Genomic DNA, 24,566 nt, shown 5'->3' on the forward strand with positions numbered 1-24,566 from the left:
GGGGCGGTCGGTGGGGGTCATGCGCGCGGTGCGGGCGCGCACACGTCGAAGAGGAACTGTTTGAACCCGGTCTCGCTGACCCGGCGCACCAGGGTGACGTTGGGCGCCGGAGCCGAACGGCGCCGGTCCACGATCATCTGCCCCCGGGTCTCGTCGCCGACGGCGACGTCGACGTGCACCCGCTCCGCTTCGGTGACGAGGTCGGGCCGCAGGGCGACCGCCATGGCGACCGGGTCCGGCAGGTCGTAGCCGGCGAGCCCGGTGACGTCCCGGGCCCACGCGGCCGCGGTGCGGTTGATCCGGTGGGCGAAGGTCGCCATGGGGGTGCCGGCGCGTTCGAGGCGCAGCTGGTCCTCCGGGGTCATGACGGCGTCCTTGCGCGACACGTCCCAGCCGATCCAGGTGACCTTGTCCGGCGTGGCGGACTGCAACACGACGCGGGCGGCCTCGGGGTCCGCCCAGACGTTGAACTCTGCGGTGGCCGAGATGTTGCCGCACCCGTCCGGTGCTCCGGCCATGCAGTAGACGTGCCGGTAGAGCCGGAACAGCTCGCGGTCGCGCACCAGCGCGGCGGCCACGTTGGTGAGCGGGGCCAGGGTGACCAGCGTCAGCTCACCGGGGCACTGCCGCGGATAGGAGGACAGGGCGTCGACGGCGTGCCCCCGCTCGGGGGCCCGACGGGGGTCCGGCAGACCGATGTCTCCCATCCCGTCCGCGCCGTGCACGTGCTGGGCGGTCGACAGGGCACGCGTCAGGGGACGTTCGCACCCCGGGTAGACCGGGACGTCCCGGGCCCCGGCCGTCTCCAGGGAGATCAGCGCGTTGCGCGTGCCGACGGCCAACGGCACGTTCCCGGCGACGGTCGTCACGGCGCGCACCTCGGCGAGGCCGCCGGCCGCCGCGAGGAGCAGGGCCACGGCGTCGTCGGAACCGGTGTCCGTGTCGATGAGCAACGGGAGCGGGGTCACCACTGGTCCTCCGGAAGGGGGTCGGAGACGTTCCCCGCCGCCCCACCGGCGCGCGAGGAGGTGCGGGGGGAGGGGCCGCGGGGGGCGGTCAGTTCGCCGACGACCGCCTCGGCGACGGCCGCGGCCTGCTCCCGGATCTCCGGGACGGCGGTGCTCCTGGGCAACTCGCCGAGGCGCGGTGCGCCGAGCGTCCACAGCGGTCGCACGGAGCGTCCTTCCGCATCGCGCAACCGCCCCCGGTCGGTGGACACGCCGGTGCCGAGCGGACCGGGCACCGCGCCTCCCGCGTCGAGCAACCCGCGCCACAGCGGATCGGCGGTGTCCCGCCGCAGTGCCTCCGGATCGGTGCAGTCCACCACCCATCCGACGGTGAGCTGCCGTGTCCCGCCCCCGTCGGCCAGGTCCACGGCGACGGTGAGCGAGCCGTCCGGACGGCCGCGGGCGCCCGCGAGCCGCCCCGCGTGGGTCCGCAGGCGCCGCAACCGGCGCATCCGGGAGAGGCCCCGCGCGGTGGCCGGTGGCAGCCGGTACGGGTGCGGGTCCCACGGCGGGTCGCTCCGCCCCGCGGCCCGGTCCTCGGGGCGGGGCCGCGGCAGACGACCGTGGGGCGAGACCGCGTGCACGGTGCGGCCCCGGCGCTCCAGCCGCAGGGCGAGGTCGACGGCGACCGGACCGGTGCCGACCAGCAGCACGTCGTCCGTGCGCCCCGCGCCCAGTGCCGCGTCCAGCGCACCGGGCGACCAGGGGGAGAGCACCAGGCGGTCGGTTCCGCGCAGTACGGTGCGGGCCCAGCCGGCGGACGCCGGACCCGGACCCGTCGCCAGCACCACGCAGTCGGCGTCCACCGGGGGACCCTCCGCCAACTCCAGCCGGGCGCTGTGCCCCGGCCAGTGACAGCCGGTGGCCCGGGTGCGGAGCCTGCGGACCCCGACCGTGCCGTGCGCCGCGATCACGGCCCGGCCGAGGACCTCGGCCAGGTAGGCGCCGTACCGGTACCGTTCGACGAACTCCCCGGCCCCGCCCTGCGGGGAGCCGTGCCGGCACAACCAGCGCACGAAGTGCCCGGGGTCGTCCGGACGGCAGCTCATGGCGTCGGCGGGCAGATGGAGCAGGTGCCGGGGGTCGGCGGTGGCGTAGGCCGTGCCGCGGCCGGCTTCCGGCGCCGGATCGACCAGCACGACGTCGAAGGCGTCCGGGGCGCCGGGGGTGCGACGACGGCGCACCGCCTCCTCGCAGAGCTGGATCGCGACCATGGCGCCGGCCGCGCCCGCTCCGACCACGGCGACCGTCCGGTGCGGTGGCGCCGGCCGTTGGCCCGTCATGGTCCGACCTCCTGTCGATGGCGGATGGGGCCCGGACCCGGCCACCGCGGCTGCACCGGGCGTCGCGGTGGCGGAACGCCGCAGCCGGCGACGGTCGGCCGGTGGGCGGCTCCTTCACGGGCGGGGAGTCACGGGAACGTCGGCGTCCGGTTCCGGGCGGGGACGGTCGCGCTTGCGGACCCGCCCGGGACGCTGATGCTGCGGTCCACCCGGTGGGCGGTCATGGAGATGCCGTCGGCGGACAGCGCCCGAGCGATCTCGGTGTCGCGGTACGAGACCACCCCGGCATCGGTGAGGATCTGCAAGTCCGTGGAGTGCAGGGGGAGTTCCCCGATCCTGACCTGTCGGACCGCTCCGACGTTGTGACCGTCGAATCCGGTGGGCACCCGGTACGCGCGGTCGGCGAGGAACCCGAACAGCATCAGGTGGTAGCTGCCGTGCGCCCAGGTCCCGGTGAACTCGTAGACGGCGAAGGGGGAGCAGGCGGCCACCCGGCAGCCGGTCTCCTCGGCCGTCTCCCGGATGGCCGCCGCTCCGGCGCTCTCGCCCGGATCGATGCCGCCCCCCGGAAGCAACCAGTTGCCCGCGTAGGGCCCCTTCAGCTGGTGCACGAAGGTCATGGTGCCGTCCGGCCCGGGGAGGACCATGAGCGCCACGGGCAGGATCCGGGAGAAGCGATCGGTCACGGTGCGGTGTCCTTCGGGATCTCGGCATCAGTACTCGACGGGGCGGCCCGTGGGCGGGATGACGAGTGCGAGGCCGACCCGCTCGCCCTCGACCCTGCCCTTACGGTAGTAGGGCTCGCGGTGGGTGACGAATCCGTGCGTCGCCAGTGCCTGCCCCACGTCGTGGAGTGCGGGCCCGCAGACGACCAGCTTGGCACGGACGTCGAACCGCATGGCCTCGCGCACGAGTTCGAGACCGGGGTGCTCGGACTCGATGAGGGCGAGGAACTCCCCGCGCGCCGCCAGCGAGTACCGGACGTCCGTGACGGGAAGACCGCGGGCACGCAGATGGGCGTACATGAGGTACTCGTTCTGGAAGCCCATCAGGGTGAGCCCGGATTCGGCGCCGGCCACGATGCTCGGGAACGGGGCGCCGGGCCGAGCGGTGACCCCGGTGACCTCCAGCACGTTGCCCCGGCGCTCCTCCACGTAGTAGCCCTTGAACTCGCCGAACGGGCCTTCGGGTTCGACCCGGTGGTGGACCAGGCCGGTGATGACGTGGGTGGCCTCCACCGGCACCGGGGGCGAACCGCCCACCCGGACGTCGGCGCGCAGCAGGCGCGAGGCGATCTGGTAGTCGTCGCCCGTCGCGGGCAGCCGCGTCGCCGCCACCACGGCGTACAGCGGGTCGGCCCCGAGGAAGACCGAGATCGGCATGGGGCGACCCGTGGCCTCCCACGCGTCCAGGTTGCGGTGGGCGTCGGTGCGCCGGTCCAGGAAGATCCTGGCGCGGTGCGCGGACACCACCTGAACGCAGTAGAACCCCAGGTTGACGGCGGAGCCGTCGGGCCGGGTCGTGACTCCGATGCCGGCCGTGACGTACCGACCGCCGTCGCCGGGTCGGTGGTGGAGCACGGGCAGGTCGTCGAAGCCGTCGAGCTCCCGACGGGTGGTGTCCCCGCCCGGATCGACCGTCACCCGGTGCGGTGGGCCGGAGAGGCGGGAGGCCAACTCGGTCAGGTGACCGCCCTCGTCCGCGCCCAACGCGGCCAACAGGACGGCCCGGGGGTAGGGGTGGCCCAGGACCCGGCTGCCGGGGCGGTCCGTGATGTCCGTGAAGACCGTGGTGGGCCTCGTCCCCCAGCGGCGTTCCAGCTCGGCGAGCGTCCGGGCCACCTCGATCACCGAACTGCGGGGCGCGTCGCAGGCGTACAGGTCGGTGGCCCCGTAGCACGGGGGGAGTCCGACCTCGGCCGGCACCACGGGACGCAGCCCGCTCCGGGCGAGCTCCTCCGGGTCGGGCCCGGCGGGGGAGGGGCGCACGCTCACCCCTCTTCCTGCCGGAGGAGGAGGGGACGGACGTCGGCCGTGCGGCCCCAGCCCCGTTCCCACGGGAACACGATCCAGTCGTCGATGACCGCCGGGCAGTGGTCGGGACGGTATCCCGAGCGGTGGTTGCGGACCAGGGCGGCGAAGCGCAGGTCCGAGGGGTCCACCCCGAGTCCGAGCAGGTGGTCGCGGACCAGGTCCGCCGTGGCGCCCGTACCGACGACGTCGTCCACCACGAGGACCTTCGTGCCCGGGCCGACGCCGGGCAGTTCGGCGGACTCCAGGCGCGGCGCCAGCTTCGCCGCGTACCGGGCGTCGCTCTCGGTCCGGCGCACGCGCACCGTGTGGAGGACGGGCACGTCCAGGACGCAGGTCAGATGGCTCGCGGCGGGCAGGCCGCCGCGCGCCACGCCGATCACCACGTCGGGCACGAACCCTTCCTTCCGGACGCCGTCGGCGATCCGGGCGAGCAGGGTGCCGAGGTCCTCCCAGCCCAGCTCGTAGGGACCCTGTCGGGTCCACATGCCGGGCACCTCCCCGGGGACGGCGCCGCCCAGGTCCGGTACCGGTCGGTTTCGGCTCATTCCCCCACCGCCCTGGCCACGTGGTCGATCGCGATGTGCTCCGTGCGGTTGCGGGCGTGCGGCCCGTTCTCGCCGCGCCCCGCGTCGGTGATCCGGATGAACTCGGCCCGCTCGCGGAACTCGTCGAGGCAGGTGGCGCCGGAGTAGCTCAGTGCGGACTGCACGCCCCCGGTCAGCTGGCGCAGGGTCGTGGTGAGGGGGCCGGTGTGGGGGAAGGTGGCCTCCACGCCTTCGGGAACGTAGTCGTCGACCTCGGCCCGGGTGATCGGCAGTCCGGCGGCCCGCCGCAGGGTCAGGTCCATGCCGAGCGAGACGAATCCGTTGCTGGTCTTGTAGCGACGGCCGTCCCGTTCGACCGCCTGCGCCTCGCTCTCCTCGGCCCCCGCGAGGAGGCTGCCGAGCATGACCGCGCGGGCGCCGGCCGCCAGGGCCTTGGCGATCTCCCCGGCGTGCCGGATCCCGCCGTCGGCGATCACCCCCACGCCGTGCCGGGCCGCCTCGGCGGCGCAGTCCAGGATCGCGGTGAGTTGCGGGACTCCGGTGCCGGCGACCAGCCGGGTGGTGCACACCCCGCCCGGTCCGATGCCCACCTTGACCAGGTCGGCTCCGGCCTCGACGAGCTCGCGGGTACCAGCGGCGGTCGCGACGTTGCCCGCCACCAGCGGCAGGCGCGGGTACGCCGTGCGCAGGGTCGTGACCGCGGAGAGCACCTGGTCGCTGTGGCCGTGGGCGACGTCGACCACGAGCAGGTCGGCCCCGTGGTCGACCAGGCGGGCGGCCCGCTCCCGCCAGTCGCCGTTCACGCCCACCGCGGCGCCGACGAACAGCCGCCCGTCCCCGGACCGGGTCGCCCCGGGGTCGGGCGGTGCGGCCTTGACCGCGTCCAGTTGTCCGGTCTGCTGGTCGACGGTCTGCATCCGGTGGAGCACGCCCAGCCCACCGCAGCGGGCCATGGCGGCGGCCATCCGGTCCCCGGTGCACCACTGGGTGTTGGCCGACAGGACGGGAACCTTCAGTCGGACTCCGGGCAGGAGCTCGGTGGTGAGGTCGGCGTGCCGACGGCTGCGCAGGGCGGTCCGCTGCGGGACGAGGAGCACGTCGTCGAAGCTCAGACCGGTTCGCAGGGGATGGGAGGTGCGCACCTGGTGTTCGGTTCCTTCCTGTGCGGCGTCCGTGGTCATCGCCCGCCGCCCGGGGCGCGGGCGGGCTGGAGCGCGAGGAACTCGGTCCGTGCGGCGGCGGGGGCGAAGCTGCCCCGCCAGACGGCCGTGGTCATGGTCGCGGGGGTGCGGATGCCCCGCATCGCCATGCAGAGGTGCTCCCCGTGGCACACCACGGCGACGTCCGGCGAACTGGTGAGCTTCTCGACGGAGTCGGCGATGTCGGTCGTCAACTGCTCCTGCAACTGGAGTCGGTGGGCGTGCTGGTGGGCGATCCTGGCGAACTTGCTCAGGCCCAGCACCCGCCCCCGGGGGTGGTAGCCGATCGTCACCTCGCACGAGAACGGCAGGAGGTGGTGCTCGCACAGCGACCAGAGGCGGATTCCCGATACGGAGACGGTCTCGGCGCTGGTGGTGCACTCGAAGGCGGTGTTGAGGGTGCCCGGGTCGTACTCGGTGAACTCCCGCCACCAGCGGGCGTAGCGCGCCGGTGTGTCGCGCAGTCCTTCGCGCTCGGGGTCTTCGCCGATGGCGACGAGGAGCTCCCGCGCGATGCGTTCCAGAGGATCCGGTGACATTCACACTCCCCGTCGATTTCCCCAGAGCGTCACGTGCAGCCTTCCGGTCAGATTCCACTTGCGTTCGGCCACCGGCTCCGCCAGCAGCCGGAGCACCCCGGCGATCTCCTCGGGCTCCTGGCCGCAGGGCATGATCCAGACGTTGTCCAAGGAGAACCGCTCCGTCAGCGCCTCCACCTCCGCCAGGTCGACGGGGCCGGTGCAGACGAACTTGAAGCAGGTCCCCTTGATCCCGGCGAAGGCCCGGAGCGCCGCAGGAACGATCCTTCGGTCCGCCGTCACCCTGGAGTGGGCGAGCTTGGGCGAGACGTTGAACCGGACCCCCGCCTCGACCAGCGCCGCGGCGGGCACCACGGTGCCGTTGGTTTCGATCTCGATGTCGATGCCGTGCGCACGGACCTCCTCGACCACGGGGAGCAACCGGTCCTGCTGACTCAGCGGCTCGCCGCCGGAGACGACGACCAGACCGGTGCCGAAGCCGAGGAGCCGCCGGACGACCTCGGTGACGGCCATCGCGTGCAGTTCCTCCGCCGGCCGGAAGGCGGTCCGGCTCTGGGAGACCCCCTTCCAGTCCCAGGTGTACGGGGTGTCGCACCAGTGGCAGGTCAGGTTGCACCCGCCGAGCCTGAGGAAGGCGCACGACCTCCCGGTGGACGGCCCCTCGCCCTGGACGGATCAGGTGGGGCCGAAGATCTCGTTCACGACGAGCTTCGACCGTTCCATGTGCCTCACCCCTTTCCCGTTCTGCGAGGTCCCGGTGGACCGCGCGCTCAGCCGGAGGGCCGGTAGGTGGCCCAGGTCTTGGGCGTCTCCGAGACCCGGACCGCGGTCATCTCGGGGATCTCCTCCCGCCAGTTCTCGTAGACCCACATCGCGATGTTCTCGGCCGAGGGGTTGCGGTCCGTCATGACGTCGTTGAGATGGCGGTGGTCCAGGAGTTCGTCGATCCACTTCTTGAGCACGTCGAGGTCACCGTAGTCGCGGACGAAACCGGACCGGGACAACTGCGAGGAGGGCAAGGACAGTTCCACCATCAGGACGTAGTTGTGCCCGTGCATCCTCGAACAGGGGTGGTCAGCGGTCAGGTGGTCCAGCCGATGGCTCGCGGAGAAGTGGAATTCCTTCGTGATGGACAGCATGGTCACTCCCTTTCGCGCCGTGCACCCGGGTGGTGAGCACGGCGAGGCCGGCAACCGTGAGCGTGCCGAGCAGGATCGAGGTTCCGGGCGAGGCCGTGCGCTCCGGGCTGGCGAGCGCACCCGCGACCAGCGGCCCGAAGCTGGCCACGGTCGCCCCGAGCTGGTAGGTGACGGCCAGTGCGGAGTAGCGGTGCCGGGTCGGGAACCGCTCCACCAAGAAGGCCGCGATGCCCCCGTACACGGCCGCGTGACCGACGCCCATGGCCAGCGTGAAGGTGAGCACGACCAGCGGCGTGCTGCCCGAAGTCAGCCAGAGCGGCGCCGGAAGCGCCACCAGGGCGCACAGCGCGTAGCCGAGGACGATGATCCGCCGACGGCCGAACCGGTCGGACAGCGCACCGAACACCGGCAGCAGGGCGGCCTCCACCAGCGCGCCGACGATCAGACCGGTGAGCAACTGGTCCCGATCGGCCCCCCGGGCTGCGGCGTGGGCCGGCAGGTACACCGAGAAGGCGCTGACGACCATCGCCAGGCCCAGTGAGGCGAGCGCCCCCCGCGCCACCGCGCCGGGTCGTTCCCGCACCACCTCGACGAGCGGCACCCGGGGCGCCGGACCGTCCCGTCGGTCCCGCAGGAACTCGGGGCTCTCGGCCACTCCGCGCCGCACGAACACGCCGACGACCACGAGCAGGCCCGAGGCGAGGAAGGGCAGTCGCCAGCCCCAGGAGAACAGGTCCTCCTCGGGCAGTCGGGTGACCAGCGCGACCATCGCCGTGCTACCGGCCAGGCCGAGTGGGAACCCGGCCGCCGCGAAACTGCTGTACAGCCCGCGCCGGTGGGCCGGAGCGTACTCGGTGGTCATGAGCACCCCGCCGCCCCACTCCCCGCCGATCCCGATGCCCTGCATCACCCGGAGGGTGACGAGCATGGCCGGTGCCCAGACGCCCGCCTGTTCGTAGGTGGGGAGCACCCCCACCAGCAAGGTGGCCACCCCCATGATCATCAAGGTCAGCACCAGCATCGACTTGCGGCCGATCCGGTCCCCGAAGTGGCCGATGACCACGCCCCCCAGGGGCCTGGCCACGAACCCCGCGGCGTAGGTCGCGAAGCCGGCGAGGGTGGCCGCCGTCGAGGACTGCTCGGGAAAGAACAGCGGTCCCAACAGCAGCACCGAGGCGGTGGAGTAGAGGTAGAAGTCGTACCACTCGATGACGCTGCCGATGGTGCTGGCAACGAGCACCCGCCGGGTCATCGCCCCGCGCGGTCCGCCGACGCCCGCGGGTGCCTCCCGGGTGGACGTCACGCGCACCGTCCGGGCACGGGGTGCCGTGGTGCGCGACGCGGCGGGGGAATGCTCACTGCGCCCTGTCCAATCTGTCGGGAGGCGAAACGCGGGGAGGGCGTGCCGAGGCCGTGGTGGGAGCGGGGAGGAGCGCGAGGCGGTCGGCGGGGCGACCAGCGGGCGGAGCCACGTTCTTTCTGGTCTACCGGCCTCGGATCCCTTTGTCCAGCAAGCACCCGAGCGGAACCGAAGTGCCTTGCGCACCCTGCTGGTTGAGCGTAGAACTCGTGCTTCCTGACGGAATCCGGAAGGGAGCTCCAGGGTGGCGGACGAACAGCCCACGGGCGACGTGTGGACGGACCCGGACGGGCACGACGTCATCCGCCTCCGCCGCTGGAAGGGGACCTGGGACGCGGACGACCCGCACGCCAACTTCAAGTCCGACGTGGTGGGATACGGGCTCCTCGACCCCCTGGAGACGGTGCGGGGCATGTCCCGCAACCTGTCCCTCCCGATCGGCGCGATCGCCCGGTACGTGCTGGCGAAATGGGCCACCGGAGGCAGCGGCGGACTCCTGGAACTGGGACCGGTGATGGTGCACCGGCTGTGGGCCCCGGTGGCGGAGGCGGAACGCGCGGACAGCGACGAGCAGCGGTTGCGCGCCTATCACCAGCTCCGACAGATGCTGGCCTGGCTCAAGCTGCCCCTGGACGACCCGACCGTCTACCCGCCGCAGGCGGAGGACCGGGAGCAGGACCGGCGAGGGCCCGACTGAGCCCGACCGCGCCCGGAACCGATGTTCGACCGGGCCCTCTCCCCGGTTGAACGGCGCCCGTCCCGCGGCGGACGCGGGACCGCTCGACGCCCCTGCACGAGCGGAGACCCCTACTGGAGGCGGAGGCCATCGTGCACGATTCCAGCCACTACGACCATGTCGTCCTCATCTCGATCGACACGCTGCGCAGCGACGCGCTGTCCGTCCACCCGCATCCGCTCTGGCCCCACAAGTACCCCGGCGCCCACGCCGTACGAACGGCGCTCCTGGACGACCTCGCCCGTCAAGGGGCCTACTTCCCCAACGTCATCAGCGCCGCGCCGTACACGGCCGCCTCGCACGGCGCCATCTTCACTGGCCAGTATCCGCTGCACAACGGGCTGCACGAATTCTACAACGGCACCCTGCGCGCACCCTCGGTGTTCACCTACGGCCGCCGGGCCGGCCGTCGCACGGTGATGAAGGTGGACTTCCCCATCATCCTCGGTCCCGAACTCGGCTTCACCCGGGACGTCGACACCTATCTCGTCGAGGACGACGACGCCTTCATCGAGGCGGTGGCCGGCGCCCCGTCCACCCTGGCCTGCGCCCACTTCGGGTCGGTGCACCTTCCCTACGGCTTCCACAACCTGGCCCTGGGCGGGGACGCGTACCGGGAGAAGGTCGCCGAGCTGGAAGCGGACACGCCCCCTTCGCTGCCCTTCGTGGACCGGCTGGTGGAGAGCCACCGCGGCCCCGAGGACACCGACCTGTTGATGCGCTACAAGCGCGCGGCCACCCATCTGCACGCCGAGAAGCAGTACGACCGGCTCTTCCAGCTCTACCTGGACGGGGTCGAGCACTTCCTGGCCACCCGTCTCACCTCCTTCCTGGAACGTCTGCGCGAGCGGGTCGCCGACACCGGGAAGCGCATGCTGCTGGTGCTCTTCGCCGACCACGGCGAGGAGTTCGACGACCAGACCAACGGCCACTTCAACTCGATGTCCGAGGGGGTGCTGCGGGTCCCGCTGATCGTCTTCGGCGACGGAGTGGTACCGGGAACGCACGAACGACGCATCCGCACCGTCGACATCGCCCCCACGGTCCTGGAACTGGCGGGCGTCCCCGCCCCCGCCACCGGCGTCTTCGACGGCACCTCACGGGCCGGCGTGGTCCGGGGCGAGGAGACCCTCGGCGGCGACGCCCCCGCCCTCGCCGAGTCCTACAACGCCGAACTCAACGACTTCATCGCCTTCCAGGAGGAACAGTTGAGCGGGGGCACGCCGCAGCCGTTGCGCCACTTCCTGGTCGGACACGCCGCCTACCTCGGCGACCGGAGGGTGGTCCGGATGGTCCGGCACTACTCCGAGGCGTTCCAGCGGGCGGCGCGGCAGGACCACACCTGGGTGGAGCGGTTCGACGGCTCCCGGGTGCCCCACCCGGACGCCCGGGACGACGGCGCCGACCTGCTCGCCATGCTGGAGGACTACCGCAGCGCGCTGCGCGAACCGGAACAGGTGCCCTTCACCGAGGAGATGCGCGCCCAACTGCGCTCCCTCGGCTATTCGGTGTGAGCGGGAGGGAGACGATGGACGCCCCTGCGCGGCGCGAGCCGCCCAGCACCCTCGGCGGCCGCGGATGGGTGCCCCGCGGGCACGACCACCGGACCGAGGTCACGGCCGGCCGGATCTGGTCCCGGTGCGGCTACCGCTCCGAAGTGGCCCCCCTGCGCGCGGTGTCGCTCGCCCGGCCTCCGGAGAGCTTCGCCGCGGTCACCGATCCGCAGGCCCACCTGATGGACGCCGCGGTCGACCTCGGCCGCCTGCGGGCCCAGACGGACGCCCTGGTCGCGACCTACCGGGCGCACGGCGTGGCGGTGCGGCTCGCGGAGCCGCCGGCGCACTGCCCACCCAACGCGGTCTTCCAGCGCGACCTCTTCCTCGTCACGCCGGAGGGGGCGGTGCTCGGCCGCACGGCTTCGGCGCAACGCGCGGGGGAGGAGCGGTACGCCGCGGTCGTCCTGGCCGAGGCCGGCATCCCGATCCTGCACACGGTCCGGGGCGGGGCCACCTTCGAAGGCGCCGACGCCCTCTGGGCCGACGACCGCACCCTGCTGGTGGGTTCGGGCTTCCGCACCAACGGGGCCGGGGTGCGCGCGGTCCGGGAGGTGCTGCGCGAACAGGGGGCCGAGGTGGTGCCCGTACCCCTGGGACCCGGCGTCCAGCACCTGCTGGGAGCCTTCGTCCCGGTCGACCACCGGCGGGCACTGGTCTACGCGCCCGCGGCCGGCGACCGGTTGGGCGAGGTCCTGAGGGCCCGGGGGTACGAGGTGCTGGAGTTCGGACCCGACGAGGAGGTCGTGCAGCGCAGGAGCCTGAACCTGGTGACGCTCGCCCCGGGTCGGGTGCTGATGCCCGCCGGGTGTCCGCACACCCGTCGCCGGCTGGAGGCGGCGGGCATCGAGGTGGCGGAGGCCGAGGTCGGCGAGTACGTGAAGGCGGCCGGCGCCCTCGGCTGCCTCACCGGCATCCTGCACCGGGCCACGGACGACGAAGGGACCACCGAGGGCACCGCAGGCGCCGGGAACCGATGACGGCGGCCCCGGCCCGGCCCCGACCCGCCGGCCGGCCACGCCCGGCCGCACCGGACGCGGAGGGCGTCGGGCCGGTCCGCTCAGCCCGCGCCGGACCCGTCCACCAGCGGTCGGCCCCGCAGTTCGTGGGGATCGGCGAGGAGGTCGTACACCTCGACCGCCTCCCCGCCGACCTGCCAGATCACCTTCCGCCGGTCCCCGTCCGGGCTGAGCCGCACCGCCTTGAGGGGCAGCAGGTCCGGGTACTCGCCCGACCGGCGCCGCTCCTCCGGGTAGTACGTCTCGCAGTAGGCCGGCCGCGACGTCCCCGCCCCGGTGGTGAGGTGCTCGACCAGGGAGGCGCCGTCCGCCTCGACGCCGGGCAGCCCGAGCAGGTCGAGCACGGTGGGGGCGATGTCCACCAGCCGCACCTGACCGGTCACTTCGCTGCCCGCGGGGAGCCCGGGGCCGCACACCACCAGGGGCACGTGCTGCGTGGTGTCGAACAACAGGCAGCCGTGGCCCTCCTCGTAGGGGTGGCCGAGCTCCCCCGAGTGGTCGTTGGGGTACCAGCCGGCCAGGTCCTCGCCGTGGTCGGAGAAGAGCACCACCAGGGTCTCGTCGAGGGGGTGCCCCGACTCCTCGATCCGGGAGAGGAGCCGTTGCAGGTAGTGGTCGCTGTAGGCCACCTCGCCCTCGTAGGGGTTGGCGACGTCCGCACCCACGTCCTCCGGCGGCTCGTAGGGCCAGTGGGCGTCGAAGAAGTGCGCGAAGAGGAAGAACGGCCGCTGCTCCCGGGACCGGGAGGCCACCCAGTCCGCGGCGCGCTCGGCGACCAACGGTGCCCGCTTGAGCGCCAGTCCGCGCATCTTCACGTCCGAGACCGTCAGCGGGTCGGTGCCGTCGGGAAGCCGCGGTATCTCGTCGTCGTAGAAGTCGAACCCCCGGTCCAGGCCGTACCAGCGGTTCAGCCCCGGGCAGGAGACCACGGCGCCGGTGGCGTAGCCGGCCGCGCGCAGCCGCTCCGCGAGCGTGGTGACGCCGGGGGCGAGGCGCTCGCGCAACAGGTGGCGGATGCCGTGTCCGGCGGGCTGCCGGCCGGTGAACACGCTGGCGTGACTGATCGGGGTGAGCGGGGACGAGGAGATCGCCTGCCGGAACGTCACCCCGCGGGCCCGCAGGGCCTCGATTCCGGCCATCTTCCCGGAGTAGGCGACATCGGCACGCACGGTGTCCAGGGAGACGAGCAGCACGTTGCGCATGGCTTCCTTCCCGGCCGACGGACGGCCGTGCGGTGGTCGGCACCGCCCCGCCGCCGGGGAGGGAGGCGGCCGCGGCGCGGGGACGGTCGCGGCGGAAATGAAAACGGCGTGCGGAGGAATTGGCTCGCGGTCGGGATGGTGGACAGAACAAGGAGATGATAGGAAGCTGATGGTTGCGCCTTCCAGCATGTCAGCTCATCTGACGCACCCGGCTCGCACTGACGTACAGGCACCGATTCCGTACGCCACGTTCCTCGTTCCGTCCACCCCGCGCTTCCCTGCTGCGGCGGATCCCGGTGATTGCTCGGAGGTGGACGAAGCATTCCTGCGAAATCTAGAGTCTGGAGATCTTGTGGTGAGTGGTGAAAAGCGGTCCCTTGAGCAGCAGGAGGACGTTCACCTGATTCCGGTGAGTACCCTTGTCGAGGCCGATTCCCCCCGTCTCGGGGGCGAAAGCCGCGAGCACATCGAGTTGCTCCTCACCTCGGACGCCGAATTACCGCCCATTCTCGTCCATCGCCAGACCATGCGGGTCATAGACGGGATGCACCGGCTGCGGGTCGCGGTCCTGCGGGGGGAACCCGCCATCCCGGCCCGCTTCTTCGACGGCGGCGACACCGATGCGTTCATCCTCGCCGTCAGCGCCAACGTCGCCCACGGACTGCCGCTCAGCCTCGCGGACCGCACCGCCGCCGCCGAACGCATCGTGACGCACAGTCCGCACCTGTCGGACCGGTCGATCGCCTCCTTCGCCGGGCTCTCCCCGAAGACGGTAGCGGCCGTCCGCCGGCGTACAAACCCCGACGGTCCGCAGTTGAACGCCCGAGTCGGCAGGGACGGCCGGGTCCGCCCGGTGGACTCCGGGGACGGACGCCGGCGAGCCGCCCGACTCATCGAGGAGGACCCGGACACCTCCCTGCGTGACGTCGCCAAGGCCGCCGGCATCTCCCTGGGCACCGCCCACGACGTGCGGGAGCGGCTGCGCAGCGGCCGGGACCCGGTACCCGCCCACGGTCGCCAGGGGTGTACCGGCGGGGGTCGCGCCGGGCACGCGACCCCCTACCGCCCGGCGGGCCCCTGCCCGCTCGGGAACCTGACCCCCCATCCAGACCGGGACGCGACCCTGCGGAAGTTGCGGCAGGACCCGTCCCTGAGGTTCTCCGGCACCGGCCGTCTGCTGCTCCGCCTTCTGGGTGCGCAGACCTTGGACAAGGAGAATGTGACCAAGCTGATCGACAACGTTCCGCCGCACCGGGTCGATGCCGTCGCCGCGTTGGCGTTGGAATTCGCCAGGACTTGGCACGAGTTTGCCGTACGGCTACGCAGCCGGATCGGTGACCCGCTTTAGCCGTATCAGGTGCGCGGGGCGGGTCCTTTACGGCCCCTGCGGCCTATGCCATGGTGGAAAACATTGCGCGCCGACCTCCGCTGCCTGACGTTCCGGTGCGCGAATCACAACGAGTGGCAGGAGAAGCCTGCCTGATGTGTTGATCCCGAGGGGGATTGTTGATGGCGCGCAAATCCCTGGCGTTGGAACTCTACGTGAACGCGGACGAGTCGGTTGATCAGCGGTACATCAACCAGATGCGTGAGCAGGACAGCACGCCGGTCGCCACCGACCCGTCCCTGCCCCGCTTCACCCTGCTGGTCGGCCCCTCGCCCTTCACCATGCCCCGCGGCTGGGAGTTCTTCCTCACCTCCCCGTACGAGGGAGCCACCTACATATCGACGGTCCTGCACAACGCCGGCTACCCGGTCCGCATCGTCGACGTCCGCTACGACCTGGACCCGATCACAACGGCGTACGAGCAGATCGTCGGGCAGACCGACGTGCTGGGGGTGTGCACCTTCGAGGACAACTTCCCCTTCTGCCGCGAACTCATGGCGAAGGTCAAGGAGGCCGAGCCGGACGTCCCGATCATCTGCGGCGGCTCGCTGGTCACCTCGGTCCCGCACATCTTCATGGCGGAGACCGCGTGCGACGTCGCGGTGATCAGCGAGGGCGAACTCACCATCCTGGAGCTGATGGAGAGCTACGCCGCCGGCCGCTGGGACCTGGACCTGCCGAAGATCAAGGGCATCTGCTACACGGACCCGGAGGGCAAGGCGAAACGCACCCCCGCCCGCGGCCAGATGATGGACCTGGACGCGCTGCCCCGCATGCGACTGGACCTGTGGCCACAGGCACAGAGCCCGATGGGCCTCCAGCCGCAGATCATCTCCTCGTACAGCCGCGGCTGCAAGATGGACTGCTCCTTCTGCTACCGCACCACGCCCCAGGTCAGGGCCAAGTCACCGGAGAAGATGGACCGCGACATGGCCTGGTTGAAGAGCCAGTACAACATCGACTTCAGCTTCTTCGTCGATCTCACCTTCAGCTCGCACCGCGGGCAGACCCTGGAGATCTGCGACGTCATCAAGGACCACGACATCCGGTGGACCTGCCTGACCCGGTGCGCGGACATGGACGTGCCGAGGATCAACGCCATGCGCGACTCCGGGTGCGACATCGTCCTGTACGGCGTCGAGTCGCTGGGCAAGGACGTGCTGCGCGAGGCGAGGAAGGGCAGCAGCGAGAACCTGACCATCCGCGCCATGAACACCACCTTCGACGCCGGCGTCCGGTTCGGCTCGCTGCTGATCGTGGGGCTGCCCAACGAGAGCGAGGAGTCCCTCGGCCACATGGTGGAGTTCGCCGAGACGTACAACCACGTCACCCGGGTGAAGTACCTCTCGGCGATGCCCGGCACCACCGTCTACCAGCAGGCCGTCGCCTCGAAGGCGATCCGCTCCGAGATAGACCACCTGAACTGGCTGTCCGTCGAACAGGCCCTCCACGAGGACGAGTTCCTCAACGTCAGCGGCCTGCCCGAGCAGGTGTGCCGGGACGCCTACAAGCGGATCTACGACGCCTACCAACCGGGCCCGGTGATGGACTTCCGGCACTACCCGGAGAACTTCCAGTACTTCCACCCCCAGTCCGACGACGGCCAGATGCGCTCCACCTCCTACGCCGGGTCCCGGTGGCGCACCGCATGGAGTTCCGCGGCCGGCCCGCTGGTCCCGAACTCCGACCGGTTCACCCTGGACAAGTGCGCAAGTCCCGAGGTCGCCGCCGCCGGCAGCAGCCTCATGGACTGCGGAGCCAAACGCATGGCGGAGCAGGCGCCCGAGGGCGCTGCATGAGTCCTGGCCCCGAGGCGCCGATCTTCATCATCGGTACGGAACGGTCCGGCTCCAACCTGCTGCGCCTGATCCTGAACGCCCACTCGCGGATCACGGTGCCGCACCCCCCGCACTTCATGCGGTTCCTGGAGCCCCTGGCCGCCTCGTACGGAGACCTCACGGTCGAGCACAACCGTCGCGCACTCGTCGACGACGCCTTGGGGCTGCTCGCCCGGCACATCCACCCGTGGCCCCACCCCATCGACGCCGAGCGGGTGGTCGCCACCGCGGGACCCTCGCTCTTCGAGGTGGTCGCCGCCGTGTACGACCAGTACCGGACGGCCGAGGGAAAGGCGCGCTGGGGGTGCAAGAGCACCTTCATGGTGGAGCACGTCGACGAGGTGGCGAGGGTGTTCCCCGACGCCCGGTTCGTCTGGCTGGTCAGGGACCCGCAGGACGTGGCCAGTTCGGCCAAGCGGGCGGTCTTCGGCCCCTGCCACCCCTACCGGATGGCCCGGCTGTGGCGGGCCGAGCAGGAACGGGCCCTGGCCGCCCTCGTCCACCGGGGCCCGGACGCGGTGCACCGGTTGCGCTACGAGGACCTGGTGGCGCGCCCCGAGGAGGAACTGCGCACGCTGTGCGCCTTCCTGGGGGAGGGGTTCGAACCCGCGATGCTCGCCCACCACACCTCGCCCGCGGCCCGGCGGACCGCGAGCCTCTCCGAGTCCTGGCGACGGGCCGGCGACCCCATCGGAACGGGCCGGGTCGGAGCCCACCGGACCGGGCTGTCGCCCCGGGAACGGCTGCTCGTGGACAAGGTGACGGCGCCGCTCAAGGAACGGCTGGGGTACCCGGTCGACCCGCGCTCCCCCTACGCACCGGACCCCTCCCCGTCGTCGGTCGTCCTCCGGTCGGCCCTCCTGCGCTCCCGCGTCGAGTACCGCTCGATGCGGCAGGACGAGAACCACCGCCTGCGGCTCGCCCGGGACGCCTACGTCCGGTGGCTGCGGCTGAAGTCCCTCGCCCGCCGGACGGAGCCGACCGCGAGGGCGTCCGTCCCCACGACATGAAACGGATTGCCCGTGACCACCAGCCAAGAGGACGTGACCGGCCACTTCGCCGCGCGGTCCGCCACGTACGACCGGTCCAGTTCCTGGTGCACCGACGCGGAACTCGGCCGTCTCGTCATCGAACTCACCCGACCCCGCCCCGAGCACCGGGTGCTGGACGTCGCCTGCGGAACCGGTCTGGTCTCCCGCCTGTTCGGCGGCCGGGTCGCCGAGGTGACCGGCGTCGACATCACCCCCGAGATGGCCGACCGGGCGCGGCCCCACCTCGACCGGCTGGTCATCGCCCCCGCCGAGTCGCTGCCCTTCCCCGACGACTCCTTCGACGTGGTCGTGTGCCGGCAGGGCGTGCAGTTCATGACGCTGCCCGACGCCGCGGCCGAAATGGTCAGGGTGCTCCGGCCGGGCGGTCGGATCGTCCTGGTCAACCTGTGCGCGTACGGCACCGCGGACCGGGCGGAGTACTTCGAGGTGCTCAGGCTGCGCAACCCCGTCCGACGGCACTTCTTCCTGCCGCAGGACCTGGAGGCCCTGCTGCGGGCCGCCGGGTGCGAGGAGGTGGAGCTGCACCGGTTCGTCTCGGCCGAGGACGTCGACGTCTGGTCCGACAACGGGGCCATCGAGGAGTCCCGCCGGGAGGCGATCCGCGAGGTCTACCGCAACGCCTCGGCTGACTTCCTGTCGCTGCACGCGGTCAAGGAGACGGACGGCGGCTTCGTGGACCAGATGCTGTTCGTCGCCGCCGCGGGACGGAAGCCGTGACCCGTCCCCTCCCCGCCGACGCGGGGCACACCCCTTCGGACACCGAGGAGTCACATGCCACAGCTGGGTGAGGGCCTCACCGGCGACCTGCGGTCGGTGTTCGCCGCCGAGGCGGCATCCGTGCAGCGCTACACCTACTTCGCCCAGGTCGCCGAGATCGAGGGCCACGGCGAGATCGCCCGGCTCTTCACCGATCTCGCGGAGAGCGTCGCGTGCGTCGCCCACGGGCACATCGACGCCCTCCGGGACGTCGCCGACCCGCACACCCGCGGCACGGTCGGGGGCACTCGCCTCAACCTCGCCTCGTCCGCGGCCGAAGCGCTGCACGAGGCGAACGAGGTCTACCCCGGGCTCACGGCCCACGCCCACGAGGAGGGCCACGCCGACGTGGCCAGCTGGCTCACCACCCTGGCGAGCCTCAAACGAGCCCACCTCGCCAAGCTCGACGCCCTGCTGACCGCCCTGGACCAACCCCTCGTCCCCCCGTCCCCGGGGGCCCTGGCCACCGACGGAGGTGCCGATGACTGACCGACCGGTGCTGACGGCCGAGCCGGCGACCGCCTACGACGCCTCGTCCATCGTGGTGTTCACGGGCCTCCAGGCCGTCCGGCGCACGCCCTCGATGTACATCGGATCGACCGCTGCGGACGGTCTGCACCACCTCCTCTACGAGGTGCTCGACAACGCCGTCGACGAGGCGGAGGCCGGGCACTGCACCGCGGTCACGGTCAGCCTCCAGGCGGACGGCAGCTGTTCGGTCCACGACGACGGCCGGGGCATCCCGGTGGACCCGCACCCGGAGTCCGGACGCCCCGCCTCCGAGGTGGTGCTGACCACGCTCCACGCGGGCGGCAAGTTCACCGGCACCACCTACACGCACTCGGCGGGCCTGCACGGCGTCGGCCTGTCCTGCGTCAACGCGCTCTCCGCACGGCTGCGACTGGACGTCTGGCGCGGGGGCGCCCACCACTGGCAGGAGTTCTCCCGGGGCGAGCCGGACGCCGACCTGGCCTCCGCGGCACCCGAGGGCGGGTACGACGGCCGGCGCGGCACCGCGGTCACCTTCCTGCCCGATCCAGAGATCTTCGGCGCCGCCCGGTTCTCGGCACGGACGATCACCACCCGGCTGGAGGAGGTCGCCTTCCTCCACCCCGGCCTCGCCGTCCACTTCTCCGACGAGGTCAGCGGCGAACGGGTGGACCTCCGCTTCGACGGCGGCATCCGCGCCTTCCTGCACCACCACAACCGGGACGCCGTCGCCGTGCACCCCGAACCGGTGATCGTCACCGGGGGAGACGGCCGGCTCGGCTTCGAACTCGCCTTCCAGTGGACGGAAGGGTACGCGGAGGAGATCCGCGGCTTCGTCAACGGCGTCCGCACCGAACAGGGCGGCGCGCACGTGGACGCACTGCGCACGGCGCTTGCGAACGCCGTGAACCGGTACGCCGGCGACCGGGGGCTGCTCGACGCCTGCGTCGAGCGGATCACCACGGTCGACATCCTCGAAGGGCTCACCTCGATCGTCTCCCTGCGCATGGCCGACCCCAAGTTCGACGGCCAGACGAAGAAGCGCCTCCAGAGCCCCGAGGTGGGTCGGCTCGTCCGGGAGGCCGTCGAGCGCGAGTTCGGCCGGTTGCTGGCGACCGACGACGAACTCGGCAGACGCATCGTGACCCGCGCCCTCGACGCGACCAGGGCCAGGACGGCGGCGCGCACGGCCAGCCGCACGAGCCGGTTCCAGCAGCGCGAACTGGCCATCGACTACGGCGTCTACCAACGGCAGTTCGGGACCCGCTCGCGCGACTGGCACGACTCCTGCACCTGGCTCACCGACGACGGGCTGCTGGCCCGGCACGCCGCCCTGTGCGACGTGCCGAAGGACGCCAGGATGCTCGACGTGTGCTGCGGCAGCGGGGTCGTCGGCGGGGCCTTCCGGGGCAGGGTCGGCGAGAGCATCGGACTCGACCTCACGCCGGAGATGGTGGAGCTCGCCTCCACCCGGCTGGACCGGGTCGACCAGGGCACGGTCTACGACCTGCCCTACCCGGACGCCAGCTTCGACCTGGTGGTCACCCGGGAGGTGCTGCACCTGCTGCCCCGGCCGGAGCGACCGCTCTCCGAGATCTTCCGGGTGCTGCGACCCGGCGGGCAGTTCATCGTCGGCCAGATCGTCCCGTACGCCGACGAGGACGCCTACTGGATGTACCGGGTCTTCAAGAAGAAACAGCCCCTGCTGCACCAGATGTTCAGCGAGCGGGAGTTCAGGGAGCTGTTGCTGGGCGCCGGGTTCGGCGACCTGGTGATGGAGGAGTACCTGCTGTGGGAGTCCATCGACCGGTGGATCGACACCCACGAGACCTCACCGTCCCACCGCCGGGAGATCCAGCGCCTGTTCCACCAGGCGCCCAAGGAGGTCCGCGAGATCCACCCCTTCGAAGTGCTCCCCGACGGATCGATCCGCGACCAGTGGCGCTGGTGCGTCTACTCGCTCAAGAAGCCCGGTGACCTCGGATGACCCTGCACGCGCCCGCCGCCACGGGGTTGCGACCCGACCTGACCGAGCGGCTGGCCGTCGCCCGGGGGCTGTGCCCCCGGGCGACGGCGGACCTGACGGGCGAGATACGGGACGTCGTGGTGCTGGCCTCCAGCTCGCGCGGCGGCTCCAGCATGGTCGCGGAGACGCTGCGCGCGTCGAGGGACCTGCTGCACCTCCAGGGCGAGATCAACCCGTTCCTGCGCATCACGGGCCTGGCACACCCCGACAGCGGGGACTGCGACCGGCTCGACGCCGAGCACCTGGCCGGGCTTGACCCGGCCCTGCGGGAGGTCCTCGACACCGAACTCGCGCACGACATCGGATCCGCCGCAGACCCCGCCCACGCCGTCGACGACCGGCGGTACGCGGCGGACCTGGCCGCCCGGCTCGTCATGCAGTGGCCCGAACTGCCGGTGGAACCGGGGCGCGTGGCGGAGACCGCCGAACGCGTACTGGCCGCCCAGCGCGCCGGCCTGCGCGGGCCCCAGGACCCGCCCTTCGACGCCCACCGCTTCTTCCCGGCGTTCTTCGCCGAGTTGGCGGACCGGGGCCTGCCGGTCGAGCCCGGCTACTACGACCTGCCGCGCGGGCTGGTCCGCCCCGAGGTGCCGGGTCCCGGCCCGGCCGGCCCACCCGGCGGGTTCCTCGTCGAGGAGCCCCCGTTCATCCTGCCCCGCCCCTGGTGTCCGGCGAGTCCGCAGGACGCCCGGACCAAGCCGCTGGTGGTCAAGACCCCGAGCAACGCCTACCGGTTCGGCTTCCTCCGGGCGCTCTTCCCGCACGCACGGTTCCGCGTCGTCCACCTCACCCGCAACCCCGCCGCCGCCGTCAACGGACTCTGGGACGGGTGGCTGCACCACGGATTCCACGCCCACCGCATGACCAGACCGCTCGGCATCGGCGGATACGTGGAACGGGCGCCGGACAACCGGTGGTGGTGGAAGTTCGACCTGGCCCCCGGCTGGCAGGAGTTCACCAGCGCACCGCTGCTCGACGTCTGCGCCTTCCAGTGGCGCAGCGCCCATCAGGCGGTGCTCGACGAACTCGCCGGAGGCGAGGTCGAGCGGCTGACCCTGCGCTTCGAGGACCTGATCGGCGGAGCGGCCGGACGCATCGACTGCTTCGAGCGCCTGGCCGACTGGCTCGGCGTCCCCTTCGAAGGCGCGTTCCGGCGGGCCGCCCACGAGGGGATCGGGCCGGTGGTCGCGACCGCCGAGCCCCGCGCGGGCCGGTGGCGCGCCCGGGCCGCCCGGATCTCGGCCGCGGTCGGCCCCGCGGACCGGGCCCTGGCCGACCGCCTCGGCTACACCGACGAGACGGAGTGGATCTGACGGCACGCAGGTCGGGGGAGGAACCGACGGTGACGGCGGGGCCGGTGGCCGTTCTCCGCGCCGTCCGCTCGATCGGGTGATTCTCGATCCTCGAAGACCCGTGGATTTCCTCCGTGCATACGATCCGCATGTGTGAGGGAAAGTCAGCACTCCACGGCACTCCGCCACGGGCACCCGGTGGCCGCGCACCAGGCGGAGGGCCAGCCGCACGGGCACCCCGCCCGGTCCGCCGCGACGGCCTCGCCCGCCGCGCACCCGGGCCGTTCCGCCCCGCCCGGCGGGAGAAGCCGGCGTCCTCCGGCACCGAAGGGGACGGGGACGGCTCCGCGATGACGACGAACGCTCCCGAGGACGCGTCCCGCTTGCGGGCTGCGGCCGACTTCGTCAGGGTCCGGAGCACCGACGCCCTGCTCCCGCTGCTCCTGCCCGGTCTCGACGGCCCGGAGCTGCGTGCACTGGTGGACCGCTGCCGCTTCGCGCACGCCGCGCTGCTGGTCTTCCCGCCGGACCTGAAGGCGCTCCACGAGGAGTTGGGCGCGTGCGGGCTGACCGCCGCCGCACCGCCCCGGCCCAGCGTCGTCGTCCGCGAACGGCTGGCCGCCCGATACCGGCGTGCGGTCGGGGAACTCGACGTGTGGATCTTCCGTCCCGCCGTGCGGGGCACCGACGGCGACCACCGGACGGTCGAGGTGTTCGCGCTGACCGTCCCACCGGGCTCCGAACTGGCCGGTATCGCCGCACGGGAGCGGGCCCGGGAACACGAGGCCCACCTGGCCTTCGAGGTCGAGCGACCGGACCCCGTGGTCCTGCGCGGCCTGTGCGCGAGCCTCGCACGGCATGGCGCGGTACCCGACGGCGGCGGGTACAACCCGCACGAGGACGGCACGGTGTTCTACTTCACCGCCCCCGCCGAGGCGAACGCCGGCTACCGGCGCATGGAGCTCCACGCGGCCGGGGACCACCAGGACGTGCTCGCCGCCCACCTCGGCCACCACCGGGCACACCAGCCGGCGGAAGCACTCCTGCGCCTGCTGACCGGCGCCTGGACGACCCAGGCCCTGGCGACCTGCGCCCGACTCCGCCTGCCCGAGGCCCTCGACACCCGCACCCCCACCCGCGTCACCGCACTCGCGGGAACGGTGGACGCCCGCCCGTCGAGCCTCGCGACGCTGCTGCGCTACCTCGCCATGCTGGGCGTCACGACGGAGGAACCGGACGGATTCCGGCTCACCGAACTCGGCACGCTGCTGCGTGAGGGAACCCCCGGTTCGATGCGGGCGCTGGCGCTGCTGTACGGCGGCCCGTTCTACCAGTCGTTCGCCCACCTCCCCCACGCCGTGCGCACCGGACGGACCGGCTTCGAGGAGCACTTCGGCGAGAACCACTTCGACCACTTCGCACGGGACCCCGAACTGGCCGAGCTCTTCGACCGGTCCATGGCCGCGGGTTCCCCCATGTTCGAACCGCTCCCCGCGCATCCGGTCCTCCTCGCCGCTGCCGCGGGCCCCGGTCCCCGGAGCGTCGTCGACGTCGCGGGGGGCACCGGTGACCTCCTCGGCCGCCTCCTCACCGCCCACCCGGGCCTGCGCGGCGTCCTGCTGGAACGTCCGCACGTCGTCGAAGCCGCCCGTCGCCGGCTCGACGCCCGCGGAGTCGGCGCGCGCTGTGACTACCGGGCGGGCGACTTCGCGGACGTGCCTCCGGGCCAGGACGTCTACCTCCTCTCCCGCGTCCTGCACGACTGGGACGACGAGCGCTGCCGGCAGATCCTGCGCCACTGCGCCCGCGCGATGCCCGACCACGCCGACCTGCTCGTCGTCGAGCGCCTGCTGCCGACCGACGGCTCGCCCTCCCTGGCGACGGCCTGGGACCTCCACATGATGTGCAACGTCGGCGGACGCGAACGCCGCGCCGACCACTACGCGCGCTTGCTCGAAGAGGCCGGACTCCGACTCCTCGGCCACTCGCCGCTGCCCCTGGGCGCCAGCGTGCTGCACGCCCGCAAGGCCACCGGGCGGGCCGGGCCGCCTCCCACCCCGTGAGCACCTGGCCCACACCGTCGCCCGGACGGTCCGTGCGGGGCGGGGCCG

The 24,566-nt window shown here is 72.4% G+C and carries 21 protein-coding genes and 1 pseudogene; 11 read left to right on the forward strand and 11 right to left on the reverse strand.

Going from position 1 to position 24,566, the window contains the following annotated elements; translation table 11 throughout:
* Window positions 1-17: 17 nt before the first annotated feature.
* The 10 genes and pseudogenes from ACSMX9_RS27935 to ACSMX9_RS27980 all read right to left on the reverse strand — a co-directional run bounded on the left by ACSMX9_RS27935 (window position 18) and on the right by ACSMX9_RS27980 (window position 9,048).
* Window positions 18-968, reverse strand: coding sequence for a nucleoside hydrolase (locus tag ACSMX9_RS27935; protein ID WP_445398128.1), 951 nt, complete (start codon window positions 966-968; stop codon window positions 18-20).
* Window positions 965-2,290 (reverse strand): FAD/NAD(P)-binding protein, encoded by a 1,326-nt coding sequence (locus ACSMX9_RS27940; RefSeq protein ID WP_445398130.1) that lies wholly within the window; start codon window positions 2,288-2,290, stop codon window positions 965-967. Before ACSMX9_RS27940 ends, ACSMX9_RS27935 begins: the two co-directional genes overlap by 4 nt.
* Window positions 2,291-2,418: 128 nt before the next feature.
* Window positions 2,419-2,976 carry an NUDIX hydrolase gene (locus ACSMX9_RS27945; protein ID WP_445398132.1) on the reverse strand — a complete coding sequence of 186 codons (558 nt, stop codon included), beginning with the start codon at window positions 2,974-2,976 and terminating at the stop codon, window positions 2,419-2,421.
* 27 nt (window positions 2,977-3,003) lie between these two features.
* On the reverse strand, window positions 3,004-4,284 hold the full coding sequence (locus tag ACSMX9_RS27950) for a UbiD family decarboxylase (RefSeq protein WP_445398134.1): 1,281 nt from the start codon (window positions 4,282-4,284) through the stop codon (window positions 3,004-3,006).
* A complete protein-coding gene (locus ACSMX9_RS27955) occupies window positions 4,281-4,868 on the reverse strand; it encodes a phosphoribosyltransferase (protein ID WP_445398136.1) in 588 nt (195 codons plus the stop codon). The genes ACSMX9_RS27950 and ACSMX9_RS27955 overlap by 4 nt, the downstream gene beginning before the upstream one ends.
* Window positions 4,865-6,049 (reverse strand): IMP dehydrogenase, encoded by a 1,185-nt coding sequence (guaB, locus tag ACSMX9_RS27960; RefSeq protein ID WP_445398138.1) that lies wholly within the window; start codon window positions 6,047-6,049, stop codon window positions 4,865-4,867. Before guaB ends, ACSMX9_RS27955 begins: the two co-directional genes overlap by 4 nt.
* Window positions 6,046-6,606, reverse strand: coding sequence for a GTP cyclohydrolase I (gene folE / locus ACSMX9_RS27965; RefSeq protein ID WP_445398140.1), 561 nt, complete (start codon window positions 6,604-6,606; stop codon window positions 6,046-6,048). The genes guaB and folE overlap by 4 nt, the downstream gene beginning before the upstream one ends.
* Window positions 6,607-7,266: pseudogene (locus ACSMX9_RS27970) on the reverse strand (7-carboxy-7-deazaguanine synthase QueE); the annotation flags it as partial.
* A 110-nt stretch (window positions 7,267-7,376) separates the two neighbouring features.
* The gene (locus tag ACSMX9_RS27975; protein WP_445398142.1) at window positions 7,377-7,745 is read right to left on the reverse strand and encodes a 6-pyruvoyl trahydropterin synthase family protein; all 369 of its coding nucleotides are present in this window, start codon (window positions 7,743-7,745) and stop codon (window positions 7,377-7,379) included.
* On the reverse strand, window positions 7,681-9,048 hold the full coding sequence (locus ACSMX9_RS27980) for an MFS transporter (RefSeq protein ID WP_445398144.1): 1,368 nt from the start codon (window positions 9,046-9,048) through the stop codon (window positions 7,681-7,683). The genes ACSMX9_RS27975 and ACSMX9_RS27980 overlap by 65 nt, the downstream gene beginning before the upstream one ends.
* Window positions 9,049-9,349: 301 nt before the next feature.
* Here ACSMX9_RS27980 and ACSMX9_RS27985 point away from each other — a divergent pair, with 301 nt between their 5' ends.
* The 3 genes from ACSMX9_RS27985 to ACSMX9_RS27995 all read left to right on the forward strand — a co-directional run bounded on the left by ACSMX9_RS27985 (window position 9,350) and on the right by ACSMX9_RS27995 (window position 12,374).
* On the forward strand, window positions 9,350-9,802 hold the full coding sequence (locus tag ACSMX9_RS27985; RefSeq protein WP_351241649.1) for a DUF6027 family protein: 453 nt from the start codon (window positions 9,350-9,352) through the stop codon (window positions 9,800-9,802).
* Window positions 9,803-9,933: 131 nt separating this feature from the next.
* Entirely contained in the window at window positions 9,934-11,355 is a 1,422-nt protein-coding gene (locus ACSMX9_RS27990) for a sulfatase-like hydrolase/transferase (protein ID WP_445398146.1), read from the forward strand.
* A 14-nt stretch (window positions 11,356-11,369) separates the two neighbouring features.
* Window positions 11,370-12,374, forward strand: coding sequence for a dimethylarginine dimethylaminohydrolase family protein (locus ACSMX9_RS27995; RefSeq protein ID WP_445398148.1), 1,005 nt, complete (start codon window positions 11,370-11,372; stop codon window positions 12,372-12,374).
* An 80-nt stretch (window positions 12,375-12,454) separates the two neighbouring features.
* On the opposite strand, the gene ACSMX9_RS28000 is transcribed toward ACSMX9_RS27995, so the two are convergent.
* The gene (locus ACSMX9_RS28000; RefSeq protein WP_445398150.1) at window positions 12,455-13,615 is read right to left on the reverse strand and encodes a sulfatase; all 1,161 of its coding nucleotides are present in this window, start codon (window positions 13,613-13,615) and stop codon (window positions 12,455-12,457) included.
* 409 nt (window positions 13,616-14,024) lie between these two features.
* On the opposite strand from ACSMX9_RS28000, the gene ACSMX9_RS28005 reads away from it, so the two are divergent.
* The 8 genes from ACSMX9_RS28005 to ACSMX9_RS28040 all read left to right on the forward strand — a co-directional run bounded on the left by ACSMX9_RS28005 (window position 14,025) and on the right by ACSMX9_RS28040 (window position 24,518).
* The gene (locus ACSMX9_RS28005; RefSeq protein WP_445398152.1) at window positions 14,025-14,963 is read left to right on the forward strand and encodes a ParB/RepB/Spo0J family partition protein; all 939 of its coding nucleotides are present in this window, start codon (window positions 14,025-14,027) and stop codon (window positions 14,961-14,963) included.
* A 161-nt stretch (window positions 14,964-15,124) separates the two neighbouring features.
* The gene (locus ACSMX9_RS28010) at window positions 15,125-16,801 is read left to right on the forward strand and encodes a B12-binding domain-containing radical SAM protein (RefSeq protein ID WP_445398154.1); all 1,677 of its coding nucleotides are present in this window, start codon (window positions 15,125-15,127) and stop codon (window positions 16,799-16,801) included.
* Entirely contained in the window at window positions 16,798-17,850 is a 1,053-nt protein-coding gene (locus tag ACSMX9_RS28015) for a sulfotransferase family protein (RefSeq protein WP_445398156.1), read from the forward strand. The genes ACSMX9_RS28010 and ACSMX9_RS28015 overlap by 4 nt, the downstream gene beginning before the upstream one ends.
* 12 nt (window positions 17,851-17,862) lie before the next feature.
* Window positions 17,863-18,609, forward strand: a complete 747-nt coding sequence (locus ACSMX9_RS28020; protein ID WP_445398158.1) for a class I SAM-dependent methyltransferase — start codon at window positions 17,863-17,865, stop codon at window positions 18,607-18,609.
* Window positions 18,610-18,663: 54 nt separating this feature from the next.
* The gene (locus ACSMX9_RS28025; RefSeq protein ID WP_445398160.1) at window positions 18,664-19,137 is read left to right on the forward strand and encodes a rubrerythrin family protein; all 474 of its coding nucleotides are present in this window, start codon (window positions 18,664-18,666) and stop codon (window positions 19,135-19,137) included.
* Window positions 19,130-21,124, forward strand: a complete 1,995-nt coding sequence (locus ACSMX9_RS28030) for a methyltransferase domain-containing protein (protein WP_445398162.1) — start codon at window positions 19,130-19,132, stop codon at window positions 21,122-21,124. Before ACSMX9_RS28025 ends, ACSMX9_RS28030 begins: the two co-directional genes overlap by 8 nt.
* A complete protein-coding gene (locus ACSMX9_RS28035) occupies window positions 21,121-22,476 on the forward strand; it encodes a sulfotransferase (RefSeq protein WP_445398164.1) in 1,356 nt (451 codons plus the stop codon). The genes ACSMX9_RS28030 and ACSMX9_RS28035 overlap by 4 nt, the downstream gene beginning before the upstream one ends.
* Before the next feature lie 329 nt (window positions 22,477-22,805).
* Window positions 22,806-24,518, forward strand: a complete 1,713-nt coding sequence (locus ACSMX9_RS28040) for a methyltransferase (RefSeq protein WP_445398166.1) — start codon at window positions 22,806-22,808, stop codon at window positions 24,516-24,518.
* The last annotated feature ends 48 nt before the right edge of the window (window positions 24,519-24,566 follow it).

The sequence above is a fragment of the Streptomyces sp. LE64 genome, from assembly GCF_052606915.1.

Coding starts and splice junctions, on each gene's coding strand:
- ACSMX9_RS27940 (WP_445398130.1), bottom strand. CDS start 2,290: ATGACGGGCCAACGGCCGGCGCCACCGCACCGGACGGTCGCCGTGGTC.
- ACSMX9_RS27955 (WP_445398136.1), bottom strand. CDS start 4,868: ATGAGCCGAAACCGACCGGTACCGGACCTGGGCGGCGCCGTCCCCGGG.
- guaB (WP_445398138.1), bottom strand. CDS start 6,049: ATGACCACGGACGCCGCACAGGAAGGAACCGAACACCAGGTGCGCACC.
- folE (WP_445398140.1), bottom strand. CDS start 6,606: ATGTCACCGGATCCTCTGGAACGCATCGCGCGGGAGCTCCTCGTCGCC.
- ACSMX9_RS27975 (WP_445398142.1), bottom strand. CDS start 7,745: ATGCTGTCCATCACGAAGGAATTCCACTTCTCCGCGAGCCATCGGCTG.
- ACSMX9_RS27995 (WP_445398148.1), top strand. CDS start 11,370: ATGGACGCCCCTGCGCGGCGCGAGCCGCCCAGCACCCTCGGCGGCCGC.
- ACSMX9_RS28000 (WP_445398150.1), bottom strand. CDS start 13,615: ATGCGCAACGTGCTGCTCGTCTCCCTGGACACCGTGCGTGCCGATGTC.
- ACSMX9_RS28010 (WP_445398154.1), top strand. CDS start 15,125: ATGGCGCGCAAATCCCTGGCGTTGGAACTCTACGTGAACGCGGACGAG.
- ACSMX9_RS28015 (WP_445398156.1), top strand. CDS start 16,798: ATGAGTCCTGGCCCCGAGGCGCCGATCTTCATCATCGGTACGGAACGG.
- ACSMX9_RS28025 (WP_445398160.1), top strand. CDS start 18,664: ATGCCACAGCTGGGTGAGGGCCTCACCGGCGACCTGCGGTCGGTGTTC.
- ACSMX9_RS28030 (WP_445398162.1), top strand. CDS start 19,130: ATGACTGACCGACCGGTGCTGACGGCCGAGCCGGCGACCGCCTACGAC.
- ACSMX9_RS28035 (WP_445398164.1), top strand. CDS start 21,121: ATGACCCTGCACGCGCCCGCCGCCACGGGGTTGCGACCCGACCTGACC.
- ACSMX9_RS28040 (WP_445398166.1), top strand. CDS start 22,806: ATGACGACGAACGCTCCCGAGGACGCGTCCCGCTTGCGGGCTGCGGCC.